Raw genomic sequence first — 15,445 nt, 5'->3', positions numbered from 1 at the left:
GAAAGGAGGTAGGTCCTCATGAAAAAGAAAATTGCACTTTTGCCCGGCGATGGAATCGGACCGGAAGTTGTGACATCAGCGGTCGCTGTCCTCAAAGAGACAGCGGCTCAATTTAGGCACGAATTCGAATTCGAAACGGCGCTCATTGGCGGTATCGCAATAGATGAAAAAAACAATCCGCTCCCAACAGAAACGGTTGATGTATGCAAGAGCGCAGATGCGATTTTATTAGGAGCAGTCGGCGGACCAAAATGGGATCAAAACCCACCAGAGCTTCGTCCGGAAAAAGGCTTGCTCGCCATTCGTAAACAATTGGACTTATTTGCCAACATCCGTCCTGTTAAAGTGTTCGATAGCTTAAGCGAGGCGTCACCGTTAAAACAGGCTCACATTAACGGAGTCGATTTTGTCATCGTTCGTGAATTAACAGGCGGTCTCTATTTTGGTGAACCAAGCGAGCGCTACACAGATGAAGAAGGAAAAGAAGCTGCGGTTGATACGCTTCTTTATACAAAGGAAGAGATTGTCCGTGTACTAAAAGAAGCATTCGACATGGCGTTAACGAGACGGAAAAAAGTAACGTCTGTGGATAAAGCGAATGTTCTGGCTTCTAGTAAACTATGGCGGGATGCGGTAGAAGAAGTGGCTTCTCAATATCCAGACGTTGAATTTGAGCACATGCTCGTTGATAATGCCGCCATGCAGCTGATTTATAAGCCTGCACAATTTGATGTCATTGTGACAGAGAATATGTTTGGTGACATTTTAAGTGACGAGGCTTCAATGATTACTGGATCACTCGGTATGCTACCATCTGCTAGTCTATCAAGCACCGGCCTCCATTTATATGAGCCGATTCATGGATCAGCACCCGATATTGCGGGGCAAAACGTCGCAAACCCTCTGGCAACTATTTTGTCGGCAGCAAGCTTGCTTAGAACATCCTTTGCGTTAGAAGAAGAAGCGGCTGCCATAGAAGAAGCTGTGGAAGTTGTTCTTGCCTCTGGCAAAAGAACAAAGGATTTATCGACAAAAGAGGGAACGTATCAAACAACTGAAGACATCACTCATGCAGTTGTAGACGCACTTAAGCAGCGCGTGAAAACAATTGTATAAATAGAATCTTGTGGAATTAGGTAGAGGGAGGAAAAGGGTTATGCCTCGAACAATCATCGAAAAAATATGGGATCAGCACGTTGTCAAAAGCGGCGAGGGGAAACCAGACCTTTTGTATATTGATCTGCACTTGGTGCATGAAGTCACATCACCTCAAGCGTTTGAAGGATTAAGACAAAAAGGGCGCAAGGTGAGAAGACCTCAAAATACGTTTGCAACAATGGATCACAACATCCCGACTGTGAATCGATTTGTGATCAAAGATGAGGTTGCGAAGAAGCAAGTGAGCGCTCTAGAGCGTAACTGTGCTGAATTTGGTGTCCGTCTAGCTGACCTTCACAGTGTAGACCAAGGAATTGTCCATGTCGTTGGACCAGAGCTTGGTTTGACACTTCCAGGAAAAACAATCGTTTGCGGAGATAGTCATACATCCACTCATGGCGCATTTGGCGCACTTGCTTTTGGAATCGGTACAAGTGAGGTTGAACATGTACTTTCCACACAAACACTTTGGCAGCAGCGTCCGAAAACATTAGAAATTAGAGTAGACGGAAAGCTACAAAAAGGGGTAACGGCCAAAGATGTCATTTTAGCAGTCATTGGTGCGCATGGCGTGAAGTTCGGATCAGGTTATGTCATTGAATACACTGGGGAAGTATTCAGAAACATGACGATGGATGAACGTATGACCGTTTGTAATATGTCGATTGAAGCAGGCGCAAGAGCAGGATTGATTGCACCTGATGAAGTCACCTTTGAATATTGCCGCGGCCGCAAATATGCACCGCAGGGAGAAGACTTCGAAGCAGCGATTAAAGAATGGGAAGAACTTAAAACAGATCCGGGTGCAACCTATGATAAAACGATTGTTTTAGATGGGAATGAGATTTCACCAATGGTCACATGGGGAATTAACCCAGGAATGGTGCTGCCTGTAGATGCATCCATCCCAGGACCTGAGGATTTTGCGCAAGAGGATGACCAAAAAGAAGCGATTCGTGCGTACGAATACATGGGTGTTCATCCGCATCAGCGTATTGAAGATATTACGATTGAGCATGTGTTTATTGGCTCATGTACGAACTCAAGAATGACTGACTTACGCCAAGCAGCTTCTATGATAGAAGGACAAAAGGTAGCTGAACATGTCAGAGCGATTGTCGTGCCTGGCTCTCAAAGCGTCAAATTGCAAGCAGAAGAAGAAGGTCTTCATGAAATCTTCCTTGAAGCAGGATTTGAATGGAGAGAATCTGGCTGCAGTATGTGTCTAAGCATGAATAACGATGTGGTACCAGAAGGCGAACGCTGCGCATCCACATCAAACCGTAACTTTGAGGGTCGTCAAGGAAAAGGTGCGAGAACGCATCTTGTCAGCCCGGCAATGGCTGCAATGGCTGCAATACATGGCCGATTTGTCGATGTCAGGAAGTTTAATCAAGAGAAAACAGTCGTGTAAGGAGTTGTCATAAATGGAGCCTTTAGTCACACACAAAGGAAAAGCCGCTGTGCTTAACCGTATCAACGTAGATACAGATCAAATTATTCCGAAGCAATTTTTAAAAAGAATTGAACGAACAGGTTATGGCCGTTTTGCCTTTTTCGACTGGCGGTATTTAGCCGATGGCAGCCCAAATCCTGATTTCGAACTGAATCAGCCGATTTATGAAGGTTCATCCATTTTGATCGCAGGAGAAAACTTTGGCTGCGGATCATCAAGGGAACATGCCCCTTGGGCACTTGATGATTATGGTTTCAAAATTGTCATCGCACCATCATTCGCAGATATTTTTCACCAAAACTGTTTTAAAAATGGGATGCTTCCGATTCGTCTTGATTATGATGTGTGGAAAACATTCGCTGCGTCATATGAGAACAAAGGGTATGAGATGACGGTTGATCTTGAAAAACAGCAAATAGAAGATCACGAAGGGAATATCACTCCTTTTGATGTGGATCCTCACTGGAGAGAAATGCTCCTGAATGGCTATGATGAGATCTCATTAACTTTACTACTAGAAGATGAGATTCAAGCATTTGAAGATAAGCGCAGCAGCTGGCTGCGTGCGTAAACAAAAAGAAGCCGTCCACCCGAGGTGTGACGGCTTCTTTTTTGCATGAAAACCTCTCGTTACTTGTGTTTACTAACCTTCGTTGGTAAACTGATAAAAAATATGCGCCCGAAAGGAAAGTAAGCATGAAACATGACAAGAAGAAAGATAATGTCATTTTGTTTCCTGGTCTGAAAGAAAGACTGATTGAAAAAGGAATGGCAGCATTAAAAGATAAACAGTATCAAGAGGCGCTTCACTTGTTTTCAGAAGCAAAATCTTATGATGACGATGAAGAATCCGATATTCATCTCGGTATGGCGATTTGTTTTCTGGAGCTGGGCGAGCTGCAGGATGCAAAACGTGTGTGTGAAAAGATGCTGCATGAGGGATATGGTCATTACTTCACCGTGCTTCAAGTGTATATGACAATCTTAATTCAGCTGAAAGAATATGAAGAAGTGAAGCAGACAATTGAGGCAGTACTTGAGGAAAACCACCTTCCCGCAGAAAGCGCAGAGCATTTTTACAAACTGCTCGAATTTAGTAGAAAAATGATCGAATCGCCTGAACAGATTTTAGATGAAGATGAGGAGGACGGCAGTGAAATCAATATAGATGATCTGCTCGAGCGGCCAGAAGAGCAGGTGCAGTTCATCCATTCGCTGAAAGACCGAAACATCACGCCGCACATGGGTCTATTAAATACGATCCTACAAAAGCCTGATGGAAACCCTTTGGTCAAATCATTGATTCTGCAGCTTCTGTCAGATCATGATGTGGCAAAGCCGGTTCATGTGACGAAATTCGGTGATTCTTTAACGCTTGTTCCTTCTGAGGCTGTTAAACCAGAGCAAATGCCGCTGCTTCAGCAAGTCCTTCGTAAGCTCGATGACACACTAGGCAATGAGAACCCAACCCTTTATCAAGGCGTGGAAGAGTTATGGCGCCGGCACTTATTTGTGCTATATCCGTTTCTTCCTAAATACACAGATCCGAATCTTTGGGCAGCAGCACTTCATAAAGTCGGCTATGAAATGCATGGGATCGAGATTGACCTCGAAGAATTGCATCTATTGTATGAATTTGATGAACGAGAGCTGAGAGAAGCTTGCACAATGCTGAAAGATATTGAAGAAATTTCTTATTTGTAATTTGTCGATTTAGTTGAAAGACGGACTTGTTATGTTATAATATAATGGTTGTATTTGTGCATATATCGTGCAGTTGTCGATTCCAATGGTTGAAAGACGATATGTATAATCAAGTCAAATGTTGTATACATAATACCGCTTCTTTAGCGGCGTGCGTGGTTTTTAATTGGACGAAGTCTTTATGATGCTTTAGAATGTAACAACGCACAATCTGAATAGATTTTTGGAGGGAAACACACATGTCAGTAAAATGGGAAAAACAAGAAGGTAACGAAGGCATCTTAACTGTAGAAGTTGATGCTGAAACATTTAACAAAGCACTTGATGATGCGTTTAAGAAAGTTGTCAAGCAAGTATCGATCCCTGGATTCCGTAAAGGGAAAGTACCACGTGGTCTTTTCGAACAGCGTTTTGGTGTAGAATCTCTTTATCAAGATGCATTAGATATTCTTCTTCCAGTTGAGTATCCAAAAGCAATCGACGAAGCTGGTATCGAGCCAGTTGACCGCCCTGAAATCGATGTTGAGAAAATCGAAAAAGGCGAAAGCTTAATCTTCACTGCAAAAGTAACAGTGAAGCCTGAAGTGAAACTTGGTGACTACAAAGGTCTTAACGTAGAAAAAGACGACGCTACTGTCACTGATGAAGATGTACAAGAAGAGTTAAAAGGCATGCAAAACCGTCAAGCTGAGCTTGTTGTCAAAGAAGAAGGCGCAATCGAAAACGGCGATACAGTTGTTCTTGATTTCGAAGGATTCGTTGATGGAGAAGCATTCGAAGGCGGAAAAGCTGAGAACTACTCTCTTGAAGTAGGTTCTAATTCATTCATCCCTGGTTTTGAAGAGCAGTTAGTTGGTCTTGAAACTGGAGCTGAAAAAGACGTAGAAGTCACTTTCCCAGAAGAATACCATGCTGAAGACCTTGCAGGTAAACCAGCTGTATTCAAAGTGAAAATTCACGAAATCAAAGCAAAAGAACTTCCAGCACTTGACGATGAGTTCGCGAAAGATGTTGATGAAGAAGTAGAAACTCTTGCTGAACTAACTGAAAAAACAAAGAAACGTCTTGAAGAAGCGAAAGAAAACGAAGCAGAAGGTAAACTTCGTGAAGAGCTAGTTGAGAAAGCTTCTGAAAATGCGGAAGTTGACATCCCACAAGCGATGGTTGACACAGAGCTAGACCGTATGATGAAAGAATTCGAACAACGCCTTCAAATGCAAGGAATGAACCTTGAGCTTTACTTCCAATTCTCAGGACAAGATGAAAATGCGCTGAAAGAGCAAATGAAAGAAGATGCTGCTAAACGCGTAAAATCTAACCTAACACTTGAAGCGATTGCTGCTGCAGAAAACTTACAAGTGTCTGATGAAGAAGTAGAAGAAGAGCTTTCAAAAATGGCTGAAGCATACAACATGCCAATTGAAAATATCAAACAAGCGATCGGATCTACTGACGCAATGAAAGAAGATTTAAAAGTTCGTAAAGCAATTGATTTTCTTGTAGAAAACCGTTAATATGGTGCATAATAATAAAACAGGGCGCGAGTGACTCGTGCCTTGTTTTGTACAATTTTTGACTTATCATCGCTTCTTTTGGAAACGATAGTGTAAGTCGCATCTTTCTGTTATACATATCTCGATGTGCAGTGTTAGAAACACATCATTACCGTCTTTTAGGAAAGTATGGTAAAATGCATACATACTGGACCCAGAAAGGTAGCTGACTGTTAGCTACAGGCAAGTGAAGAAGAATAAGGGGTGAAAGAATGTTTAAATTCAACGAGGAAAAAGGTCAATTAAAATGCTCGTTTTGCGGAAAAACGCAAGATCAAGTGCGTAAACTGGTCGCAGGACCTGGCGTATATATATGTGATGAATGTATCGAGCTTTGCACGGAAATAGTTGAAGAAGAGCTCGGCACTGAGGAAGAAGTTGAATTCAAGGATGTTCCGAAGCCTCATGAAGTTCGGGAGATTCTTGATGAATATGTCATCGGCCAAGAAAATGCGAAGAAATCCTTAGCTGTAGCGGTTTATAATCACTACAAACGGATCAATTCCAACAGCAAGATTGATGATGTTGAGCTTTCGAAAAGTAATATCTCTATGATTGGGCCAACAGGAAGCGGTAAAACATTACTTGCTCAAACGCTTGCTCGTATTTTAAATGTGCCATTTGCGATTGCAGATGCAACATCACTAACTGAAGCAGGTTATGTTGGTGAAGACGTAGAGAATATTTTACTAAAGCTGATCCAAGCAGCCGATTATGATGTAGAAAAAGCGGAAAAAGGCATTATCTACATCGATGAGATCGATAAAGTAGCAAGAAAATCAGAAAACCCTTCTATCACTCGTGATGTATCTGGGGAAGGTGTTCAGCAAGCACTATTGAAAATTCTTGAAGGAACTGTCGCTAGTGTACCGCCTCAAGGTGGACGTAAGCATCCTCATCAAGAATTCATTCAAATCGATACAACAAATATCCTCTTTATTTGTGGTGGAGCCTTTGACGGCATTGAGCAAATCATCAAACGCCGTCTTGGTCAAAAAGTCATTGGATTCGGTGCGGAAAATAAAATCGAAGATCTTGAAAAAGAAGTTCTTCTATCAAAAGTACTCCCAGAAGACTTGCTTCGCTTCGGCTTAATCCCAGAATTCATCGGTCGTCTACCGGTTATTGCAAGCCTAGAGCCGTTAGATGAAAAAGCACTTGTAGAGATCTTGACGAAGCCTAAAAATGCACTCGTTAAGCAGTATACAAAAATGCTTGAGCTTGATGATGTAGAGCTAGAATTTGAAGAAGATGCTCTTAGCGAAATTGCGAAAAAAGCAATTGAGCGTAAAACAGGAGCTCGTGGTCTACGTTCAATTATTGAAGGCATCATGCTTGATGTGATGTTTGACCTTCCATCACGTGATGATATTGAAAAATGTGTCATCACTGGTGCAACAGTTGCTGATGGCGAGTCGCCGCGTCTTGTGTTAAAGGACGGCACAGTTGTCAATAAAGATACGAAAACATCTGCATAAGAGTAGTCTCACTCCTGAATCTTTTTGATTCAGGAGTTTTTTATTTATCGATGAAGTGGTGTTTATTCCGTCCAGCTCTAGGAAATACTAGCAGACAGAAACCAATACATACGAAAGATGAAGGAGGGAGCACCGATTGAGCTGGACAGGAATCGTATTATTCATACAGCTGTTCTTTGGTATCGTCATCGGGCTGTACTTTTGGAACTTACTGCGAAATCAGCGCACACAAAAGGTGACGATAGACAAAGAGTCAAAGAAAGAAATGGAAGCACTCAGAAAGATGCGATCAATCAAGCTGAGTGAACCTTTATCAGAGAGAGTCCGGCCAAAGGGGTTTCAGGATATTGTGGGGCAGGAAGACGGCATTCGTGCACTAAAAGCGGCACTATGCGGGCCGAACCCACAGCATGTCATCGTCTACGGACCACCGGGAGTCGGTAAAACAGCCGCTGCCCGTCTTGTGATGGAAGAAGCAAAGCGTCACGCTGATTCACCGTTTAAAAAAGATGCGGTCTTTGTAGAGCTCGATGCCACAACCGCGAGATTCGATGAACGAGGCATTGCAGACCCGCTTATTGGTTCCGTGCATGACCCAATTTACCAAGGGGCTGGAGCAATGGGGCAAGCAGGCATTCCGCAGCCAAAACAAGGAGCCGTCACGCATGCTCATGGCGGGGTTCTGTTTATCGATGAAATTGGCGAGCTGCATCCGATTCAAATGAACAAAATGCTCAAAGTGCTGGAAGATCGGAAAGTCTTTTTAGACAGTGCCTACTACAGTGAAGAAAATACCCAAATCCCGAATCACATTCATGATATTTTCCAAAATGGACTTCCGGCTGATTTTCGATTGATTGGTGCCACGACAAGAACACCTGACGAAATTCCACCAGCGATCCGGTCAAGATGTCTGGAAATTTTCTTTAAAGACCTTGACCAGCATGAACTGAAAATCGTCGCTGCCAAGGCTGTCCAAAAAATTCAAAAGGAATTAAGTGATGAAGGGCTTAACCTGTTAACCTCCTATGTGAAAAATGGACGTGAAGCGGTCAACATGGTGCAGATTGCCGCTGGCATGGCGGTCACGGAAAACCGAAAAGACATCACAATCGAAGATGTAGAATGGGTCATTCATTCAAGCCAGCTGACACCAAGATATGAACAAAAAGTACCGGAAAAGCCAAAAGTGGGGGTAGTCAATGGACTGGCCGTTTATGGACCAAACAGCGGTGCCTTGCTTGAGATTGAAGTGAACATCTGTAAGGCACTTGAAAAAGGCAGTATCAACATTACAGGCATTGCAGAAGAAGAAAGTATTGGCAATCAATCGAAATCCATTAGACGAAAAAGTATGGCCAAAGGGTCAGTCGAAAATGTATTAACTGTGCTACGAAATTTAGGTATTCGGACAAATGAATATGACATCCATATTAATTTTCCAGGCGGTGCCCCTATTGATGGGCCGTCTGCTGGGATTGCCATGGCGACCGCAATCTTCTCAGCCATACATCAAATCCCGATTGATCACCTAACAGCCATGACGGGTGAAATCGGATTGCAAGGTCAGGTGAAGCCGATCGGTGGTGTGATACCGAAGATTAAGGCAGCGAAGCAGGCTGGTGCCACAACCGTCATTATTCCTTATGACAACCAACAGTCAATCTTAAAAGAGATTGAAGGGGTCACCATTGTGCCTGTGAAGCACTTCCAAGAAGTGCTGGATCAGTGTCTGGTTAACCCGCCAGACGAGAAGAAAGATGGACTAGAAGACGAAATGAAAAGAAAATCTGTTTAATCCCCATCACATATGGGGATTTTTTAGTGAAATAGATCTTTTTTTCTTTTTCAAGATAAAAAGAAAGGGTATACTACGGTAAGATCAACATTTCTTAAGTCTTTTACATTGTACAAGACTGAAACAGGTATATTATAATGATTCATACTAGTGACGGAGGTGTCAATCAACATGGCAGATGAAATCAAAAAGAATGTTCCGCTCCTTCCATTGCGAGGTTTGCTTGTTTATCCAACAATGGTCTTGCATTTGGACGTTGGACGCGAAAAGTCTGTTCAAGCATTAGAACAGGCGATGATGAACGATCATATGATTTTTCTAGCAACACAGCGGGAAATTTCAATAGATGAACCAGGTGAAGAGGAAATTTTCAAAGTCGGCACCTACACAAAAATTAAACAAATGCTGAAGCTGCCAAATGGAACGATTCGTGTACTCGTTGAAGGCTTAAATCGAGCACAGATCGAATCATATGTCGAGCTCGAGGACTATACGTCTGTCGACATTAAAGAATTGGCAGAAGAAGAATTAAAGGACGCAGAAGCAGAAGCACTCATGCGTACATTGTTAGATCACTTTGATCAATACATAAAAATTTCAAAAAAAATCTCAGCTGAAACATATGCAACAGTGACGGATATTGAGGAACCGGGGAGAATGGCAGATATCGTTGCTTCTCACCTGCCGCTCAAACTAAAGGACAAACAAGAAGTACTGGAAACAGTGGATGTCAAAAAACGGCTGAACCGGGTCATCAGCTTAATTCACAATGAAAAAGAAGTACTCGAGATTGAAAAGAAAATCGGGCAGCGCGTGAAACGTTCAATGGAACGGACGCAAAAAGAATATTATTTACGTGAACAAATGAAAGCCATTCAAAAGGAGCTTGGAGACAAAGAAGGGAAAACTGGCGAAGTCAGTTCTTTAATGTCTAAAATCGAAGAGTCGAGCATGCCGGATTCTGTTCGTGAAACGACGCTCAAAGAATTGAACCGTTATGAAAAAATTCCTTCAAGCTCTGCTGAGAGCTCTGTGATTCGAAATTATATTGATTGGCTGATCGGTCTCCCGTGGGGCATCTATACAGAAGATCGTCTAGATTTAAAGCTTGCAAGTGAAATTTTAGATGATGAGCATCACGGGCTGGAAAAGGTCAAAGAACGGGTGCTTGAATATCTTGCTGTACAGAAGCTGACCAATTCATTAAAAGGACCGATTCTTTGCTTAGCAGGACCTCCTGGAGTAGGGAAAACATCACTTGCCAAATCGATTGCCAAATCACTTGACCGAAAGTTTATCCGTATCTCCCTTGGCGGTGTGCGTGATGAATCCGAGATTCGTGGACATAGAAGAACGTATGTAGGTGCGATGCCAGGCCGCATTATTCGCGGAATGAGCAAGGCAGGAACGATGAATCCGGTCTTCCTTTTAGATGAAATTGATAAAATGTCCTCTGATTTTAGAGGTGATCCATCTTCTGCGATGCTCGAAGTCTTAGACCCAGAGCAAAATCATAACTTTAGCGATCACTATATTGAAGAAACATTTGATTTGTCTCAAGTGTTATTTATTGCCACTGCCAACAATTTAGCAACCATTCCAGGTCCACTTCGTGATAGAATGGAGATTATCACGATTGCAGGGTATACAGAGGTTGAAAAAGCAGAAATTGTGAAAGATCATCTTCTGCCGAAGCAGCTAAAGGAGCACGGATTAAAGAAAGGGAACTTGCAGCTTCGTGAAGCAGCGATTTATGATACGATTCGCTATTACACAAGAGAAGCTGGTGTTCGTGGATTAGAGCGTCAGCTTGCGGCGATATGCCGTAAAGCGGCAAGAGCGATTGTGGCTGAAGACCGCAAACGCATCACGGTGACAGAAAAGAACTTATCTGAATTTCTCGGAAAAAGACTTTACCGTTATGGTCAGGCTGAAACGACAGACCAAGTGGGAGTTGTCACAGGACTTGCGTATACCACTGTTGGCGGAGACACCTTGTCAATTGAGGTATCACTTTCTCCGGGTAAAGGCAAGCTGTTGTTAACAGGTAAGCTTGGTGATGTCATGAGAGAATCTGCACAGGCGGCATTCAGTTATATTCGTTCCAAAGCAGATGAACTGAACATTGATCCTAATTTTAATGAAAAGCATGATATTCATATCCATGTTCCAGAGGGTGCGGTTCCAAAGGACGGGCCATCAGCTGGTATCACCATTGCGACGGCTCTTGTATCAGCCCTCACAGGACGACCTGTGTCAAAAGAGATTGGTATGACAGGAGAGATTACGTTAAGAGGAAGAGTGCTTCCAATTGGCGGACTAAAAGAAAAAGCATTAGGCGCACATCGCGCAGGACTGAAAACCATTATTCTTCCAAAGGACAATGAGAAGGATATTGATGATATTCCTGAAAGTGTGAGAGAAGGACTAACCTTTATTCCGGTCTCGCATTTAGATGAGGTGCTTGAGAAAGCGTTGGTAGGAGAGGGAAGATGAAAGTAACAAAATCAGATATCGTCATCAGTGCGGTAAAACCAGAGCAGTACCCGAGCGGGGGACTGCCTGAAATCGCTCTTGCTGGACGATCAAATGTTGGGAAGTCCTCGTTCATCAACTCATTGATTAATCGTAAAAATTTAGCGCGTACGTCTTCTAAACCAGGTAAGACTCAAACGCTTAATTTCTACATCATCAATGATATGCTCCATTTTGTGGACGTTCCAGGTTACGGCTTTGCTAAAGTATCAAAGACAGAGCGTGAAGCCTGGGGTAGAATGATCGAAACGTATATTACAATGCGTGAAGAATTAAAAGCAGTCGTCCAAATTGTGGACCTGCGTCATAAGCCATCAGTAGATGATGTGAACATGTATGAATTCCTGAAATATTACGGAGTTCCTGTGATCGTCATCGCAACAAAGGCGGACAAAATTCCAAAAGGCAAATGGGAAAAACATGCGAAAGTCGTCAAACAGACACTCGACATTGCCCCATCAGATGAACTAGTCCTATTCTCTTCTGAAACAAAAAAGGGAAAAGACGAAGCCTGGAATGCCATCCTTGCGAAGATTAATAACTAAAAAAAGGCATCTGTCATAAGTAGATGCCTCAGCGTGTAGCCAAACCCTCGCATTCGTTGTCAGGTCTGCGCGCTGGTGCTCACGAATGTTCAATTCGCTCCGCAAAAGTAGCTGCCCTTCCTAGACTTCAAAGGTTTTCTATCACGCTGAAAAGAAGACAAAGTGCTAAAATAAACATCATTTTAGCACTTTGTCAACAATCTAAGGCATCTGTCATAAGCAGATGCCTTTTTATTGTATAAGTTATTTCCTTTTTAAAAATAATAAGAGGAGACTGACAGCAATCAGTACATAAGGCCAGTACAATTCAAAACCGGAAGTAGGGATCGAAAGGGAACTTAGCTGTTTTGTAATTTGCTGAAAGAAATAAAGGAACAGACCGAGTGCAATGAGAACAACACTTTCAATACGATATTCTTTTTTCTGAGATGATTTCACAAAAAGAGCAAGTCCAACGATGAATACGATCATCGTAAATGTGTCTGGCCAGTAGTCCAATTTTGGCTGAAGAATAAAGTGTAGCGAAAGGCCCGTCATCAGCATACCGATAAACACATGAGCGCTTTCTTGCTCCTTCTTTCCTTGATATAAGAAAGCAAGGCCAAAAAGCAGTACGAGTGTATACCATTTCTCTTGATCCTTCCAAATGTCAAATTGACCTCCTGAGAGAATGGCATATAGCGCTACAGCCAGCAAAGTGAGCGGTAGCAAAATGGATTTCTTCTTCAAAGATGTCACCTTCTTTTAAGCAGATCATTTGTCCGCACGCGCCAAATCTGGTAAATTGCTTGAAGTGATGATATGGCATAATGAGTGTCGAACATTTTTCTACTATATCACAACATTTTTGAAATCTGTTCACAATTTTCATCCAGTTAAAAATGAATATATGTTATAATCACTATAAATAATAAATTCTATATTGTAATTATTATAAATTAGACAGGGCGTTGGGGGTGCAAGCTGAAGTTATGCATATTCTTGTTGTGGGTTTAGATTATAAAACAGCCCCTGTTGAGATACGGGAACAGCTGAGCTTTGAACCGAGCGAGCTCGGAACAGCGATGTCCAAGCTTAAAGAAGAAAAAAGCATTCTAGAGAATATCGTCATCTCAACATGTAATCGAACAGAGATCTACGCAGTGGTAGATCAGCTTCATACTGGACGGTTTTATATAAAAAGATTTTTAGCTGATTGGTTCGGTTTAGAAAAGGAAGATGTCTCGCCATATTTGAAGTTCTATGAAAATGATGGAGCGGTCGAGCATTTATTCCGTGTGGCCTGTGGACTTGATTCCATGGTGATTGGCGAAACACAAATACTTGGTCAAGTGCGCTCTAGCTTTAAAGTAGCTCAAGAGGAGAAGACCATTGGTACCGTTTTCAATTATTTATTCAAACAGGCGGTCACCGTTGCAAAACGCTCTCATGCGGAAACAGACATTGCGTCTAATGCCGTGTCTGTCAGCTATGCGGCTGTCGAGCTTGCGAAAAAAATCTTTGGACGTCTTTCTGATAAACATGTCCTGATTCTTGGTGCGGGTAAAATGGGCGAACTAGCGGCTCAAAACCTTCAAGGTCAAGGGATTGGTCAAGTAACGGTTATCAATCGAACGTATGAGAAAGCAAAAGAATTGGCGGGCCGTTTTTCAGGAGAGCCTAAAAGCTTAAACCAATTGGAAAAAACATTATCCGAAGCTGACATTTTAATTAGTTCCACTGGTGCGAAACAATTTGTCATTACAAAAGAAATGGTCGAAAGTGCGAATAAAAAGCGGAAGGGCAGACCTCTATTTATGGTGGATATTGCTGTCCCTCGTGATTTAGATCCAGCCATTTCTGAAGTAGAAGGTGCTTTTTTGTATGACATTGATGACCTTGAGGGCATCGTGGCAGCTAACTTAAAAGAGCGTCGTGCGGTGGCTGAGCAGGTTGAGCTCCTCATTGAAGCAGAAATTGTGGAATTTAAGCAATGGCTGAATACGCTTGGTGTGGTTCCTGTCATTTCTGCACTTAGAGAAAAGGCGCTGACGATTCAAGCGGATACGATGCAGAGTATTGAGCGAAAGCTTCCGAATCTCACACATCGTGAAATGAAGCTATTAAATAAACATACGAAAAGCATTATCAATCAAATGCTGAAAGATCCTATCTTAAAGGCAAAAGAAATTGCCGCGGAGCCGAATGCAGAAGAAAAACTTTTACTGTTCAAAGAAATCTTTGATTTACAGGTTGAAGATGAAGAGCAAAAGGTGGAGCCGATGCAGGTGGAGCAAGGATCATTTCAGCTGTTTAAACCAAATATGGCACAAGGCTTTGCTACAGTTGCCAGTGAGTGATTAAGCGATGATGGAATCCATTGTAGCGAGACTAGGCGAAGCGACGACCTTGATCTATGCACTAAGTGTCTTGTTCTATTTCATAGATTTTCTTCAACACAACCGGAAGGCTGGAAAAATGGCTTTCTGGTTGCTTTCTATTGTCTGGCTGCTGCAAACAGTCTACATGTTCTATATTATGATGGAAACAGACCGATTCCCTGTGTTGAATGTAGCAGAGGGGTTATATTTTTATACGTGGGTGCTTGTGACACTTTCACTTGTTCTCACAAAAATATTGCGTGTTGAATTTATCGTCTTTTTTACAAATGTCATCGGTTTTTCCTTGATGGCGATTCACACCTTTACACCATCTGATCTCCACTCAGCAGAACTAACTGGGAAGCTGACGAGTGAATTGCTTGTGATTCATATTACGATGGCGATTTTATCATACGGTGCCTTTTCACTTTCATTTGCTTTCTCTCTACTCTATCTCTTTCAATATCGTTTGCTGAAAAAGAAAAAATGGGGAAAATGGCTTCTGAGAATTGAAGATTTATCGAAGCTTGATCATATGGCATACGTATTAAACATTATTGGCGTGCCGATGCTCTTACTTAGTTTGATTCTTGGCATCATTTGGGCATATATTTCGTATGATACGTTGTACTGGACAGATACAAAGGTGCTGGGTTCGTTTATTATGCTGTTTTTATATGGTGTTTACTTATATATCAGATTGGTGAGAAATATGCAGGGCAAAGTCGTGGCACTGTGGAATGTCGGTTCATTCTTTGTGCTGATGATCAATTATTTTCTGCTTGGTAGCTTATCAACCTTTCATTGGTTTCAATAAATAATGATGAGTCTTAAGGGCATTGTCGGGAGGAAGACGAA

General features: G+C 42.2%; 12 protein-coding genes. 11 read left to right on the top strand and 1 reads right to left on the bottom strand.

Annotation, left to right across the window (positions count from 1 at the left end; all coding sequences use genetic code 11):
• Positions 1-18: 18 nt before the first annotated feature.
• From leuB to yihA, 9 genes are all read left to right on the top strand, one after another.
• Positions 19-1,116 (top strand): 3-isopropylmalate dehydrogenase, encoded by a 1,098-nt coding sequence (leuB, locus tag MKY83_RS13050; protein ID WP_113767513.1) that lies wholly within the window; start codon positions 19-21, stop codon positions 1,114-1,116.
• 40 nt (positions 1,117-1,156) lie between these two features.
• Complete coding sequence (leuC, locus tag MKY83_RS13045) at positions 1,157-2,572, top strand: 3-isopropylmalate dehydratase large subunit (RefSeq protein WP_044139980.1); 1,416 nt, start codon at positions 1,157-1,159, stop codon at positions 2,570-2,572.
• A gap of 13 nt (positions 2,573-2,585) precedes the next feature.
• Positions 2,586-3,185 carry a 3-isopropylmalate dehydratase small subunit gene (leuD, locus tag MKY83_RS13040; protein WP_268453012.1) on the top strand — a complete coding sequence of 200 codons (600 nt, stop codon included), beginning with the start codon at positions 2,586-2,588 and terminating at the stop codon, positions 3,183-3,185.
• A 125-nt stretch (positions 3,186-3,310) separates the two neighbouring features.
• Positions 3,311-4,318: a DNA damage checkpoint antagonist DdcA gene (ddcA, locus tag MKY83_RS13035; RefSeq protein ID WP_050943638.1), complete on the top strand. Its 1,008-nt coding sequence runs from the start codon at positions 3,311-3,313 to the stop codon at positions 4,316-4,318.
• A 239-nt stretch (positions 4,319-4,557) separates the two neighbouring features.
• Positions 4,558-5,832 carry a trigger factor gene (gene tig / locus MKY83_RS13030; protein ID WP_003216748.1) on the top strand — a complete coding sequence of 425 codons (1,275 nt, stop codon included), beginning with the start codon at positions 4,558-4,560 and terminating at the stop codon, positions 5,830-5,832.
• A 251-nt stretch (positions 5,833-6,083) separates the two neighbouring features.
• Entirely contained in the window at positions 6,084-7,349 is a 1,266-nt protein-coding gene (clpX, locus tag MKY83_RS13025) for an ATP-dependent protease ATP-binding subunit ClpX (protein ID WP_044139984.1), read from the top strand.
• A gap of 136 nt (positions 7,350-7,485) precedes the next feature.
• Positions 7,486-9,147 (top strand): ATP-dependent protease LonB, encoded by a 1,662-nt coding sequence (gene lonB, locus MKY83_RS13020; RefSeq protein WP_012010784.1) that lies wholly within the window; start codon positions 7,486-7,488, stop codon positions 9,145-9,147.
• Between the two features lie 171 nt (positions 9,148-9,318).
• The gene (gene lon, locus MKY83_RS13015) at positions 9,319-11,643 is read left to right on the top strand and encodes an endopeptidase La (RefSeq protein ID WP_268453010.1); all 2,325 of its coding nucleotides are present in this window, start codon (positions 9,319-9,321) and stop codon (positions 11,641-11,643) included.
• Positions 11,640-12,227 (top strand): ribosome biogenesis GTP-binding protein YihA/YsxC, encoded by a 588-nt coding sequence (yihA, locus tag MKY83_RS13010; RefSeq protein WP_003216344.1) that lies wholly within the window; start codon positions 11,640-11,642, stop codon positions 12,225-12,227. The genes lon and yihA overlap by 4 nt, the downstream gene beginning before the upstream one ends.
• A 243-nt stretch (positions 12,228-12,470) precedes the next feature.
• Here yihA and MKY83_RS13005 read toward each other — a convergent pair whose 3' ends face one another.
• Positions 12,471-12,956 carry a hypothetical protein gene (locus tag MKY83_RS13005; RefSeq protein WP_044139987.1) on the bottom strand — a complete coding sequence of 162 codons (486 nt, stop codon included), beginning with the start codon at positions 12,954-12,956 and terminating at the stop codon, positions 12,471-12,473.
• A 242-nt stretch (positions 12,957-13,198) separates the two neighbouring features.
• Here MKY83_RS13005 and hemA point away from each other — a divergent pair, with 242 nt between their 5' ends.
• On the top strand, positions 13,199-14,566 hold the full coding sequence (gene hemA / locus MKY83_RS13000; RefSeq protein WP_003216303.1) for a glutamyl-tRNA reductase: 1,368 nt from the start codon (positions 13,199-13,201) through the stop codon (positions 14,564-14,566).
• A gap of 7 nt (positions 14,567-14,573) precedes the next feature.
• Entirely contained in the window at positions 14,574-15,404 is an 831-nt protein-coding gene (locus tag MKY83_RS12995) for a cytochrome c biogenesis protein (RefSeq protein ID WP_044139988.1), read from the top strand.
• Positions 15,405-15,445 lie beyond the last annotated feature (41 nt).

This window comes from Bacillus sp. FSL M8-0266 (assembly GCF_038613425.1).
GTDB classification, from domain to species: Bacteria; Bacillota; Bacilli; order Bacillales; family Bacillaceae; genus Bacillus; species Bacillus pumilus.
This window is presented reverse-complemented; position numbering and strand designations above follow the sequence as displayed.

Bases quoted from the DNA above. Each gene is read 5' to 3' on its own strand.
- tig (WP_003216748.1), top strand. From the start codon at position 4,558: ATGTCAGTAAAATGGGAAAAACAAGAAGGTAACGAAGGCATCTTAACT.
- leuD (WP_268453012.1), top strand. From the start codon at position 2,586: ATGGAGCCTTTAGTCACACACAAAGGAAAAGCCGCTGTGCTTAACCGT.
- MKY83_RS12995 (WP_044139988.1), top strand. From the start codon at position 14,574: ATGATGGAATCCATTGTAGCGAGACTAGGCGAAGCGACGACCTTGATC.
- leuC (WP_044139980.1), top strand. From the start codon at position 1,157: ATGCCTCGAACAATCATCGAAAAAATATGGGATCAGCACGTTGTCAAA.
- hemA (WP_003216303.1), top strand. From the start codon at position 13,199: ATGCATATTCTTGTTGTGGGTTTAGATTATAAAACAGCCCCTGTTGAG.
- yihA (WP_003216344.1), top strand. From the start codon at position 11,640: ATGAAAGTAACAAAATCAGATATCGTCATCAGTGCGGTAAAACCAGAG.
- ddcA (WP_050943638.1), top strand. From the start codon at position 3,311: ATGAAACATGACAAGAAGAAAGATAATGTCATTTTGTTTCCTGGTCTG.
- clpX (WP_044139984.1), top strand. From the start codon at position 6,084: ATGTTTAAATTCAACGAGGAAAAAGGTCAATTAAAATGCTCGTTTTGC.
- lon (WP_268453010.1), top strand. From the start codon at position 9,319: ATGGCAGATGAAATCAAAAAGAATGTTCCGCTCCTTCCATTGCGAGGT.
- leuB (WP_113767513.1), top strand. From the start codon at position 19: ATGAAAAAGAAAATTGCACTTTTGCCCGGCGATGGAATCGGACCGGAA.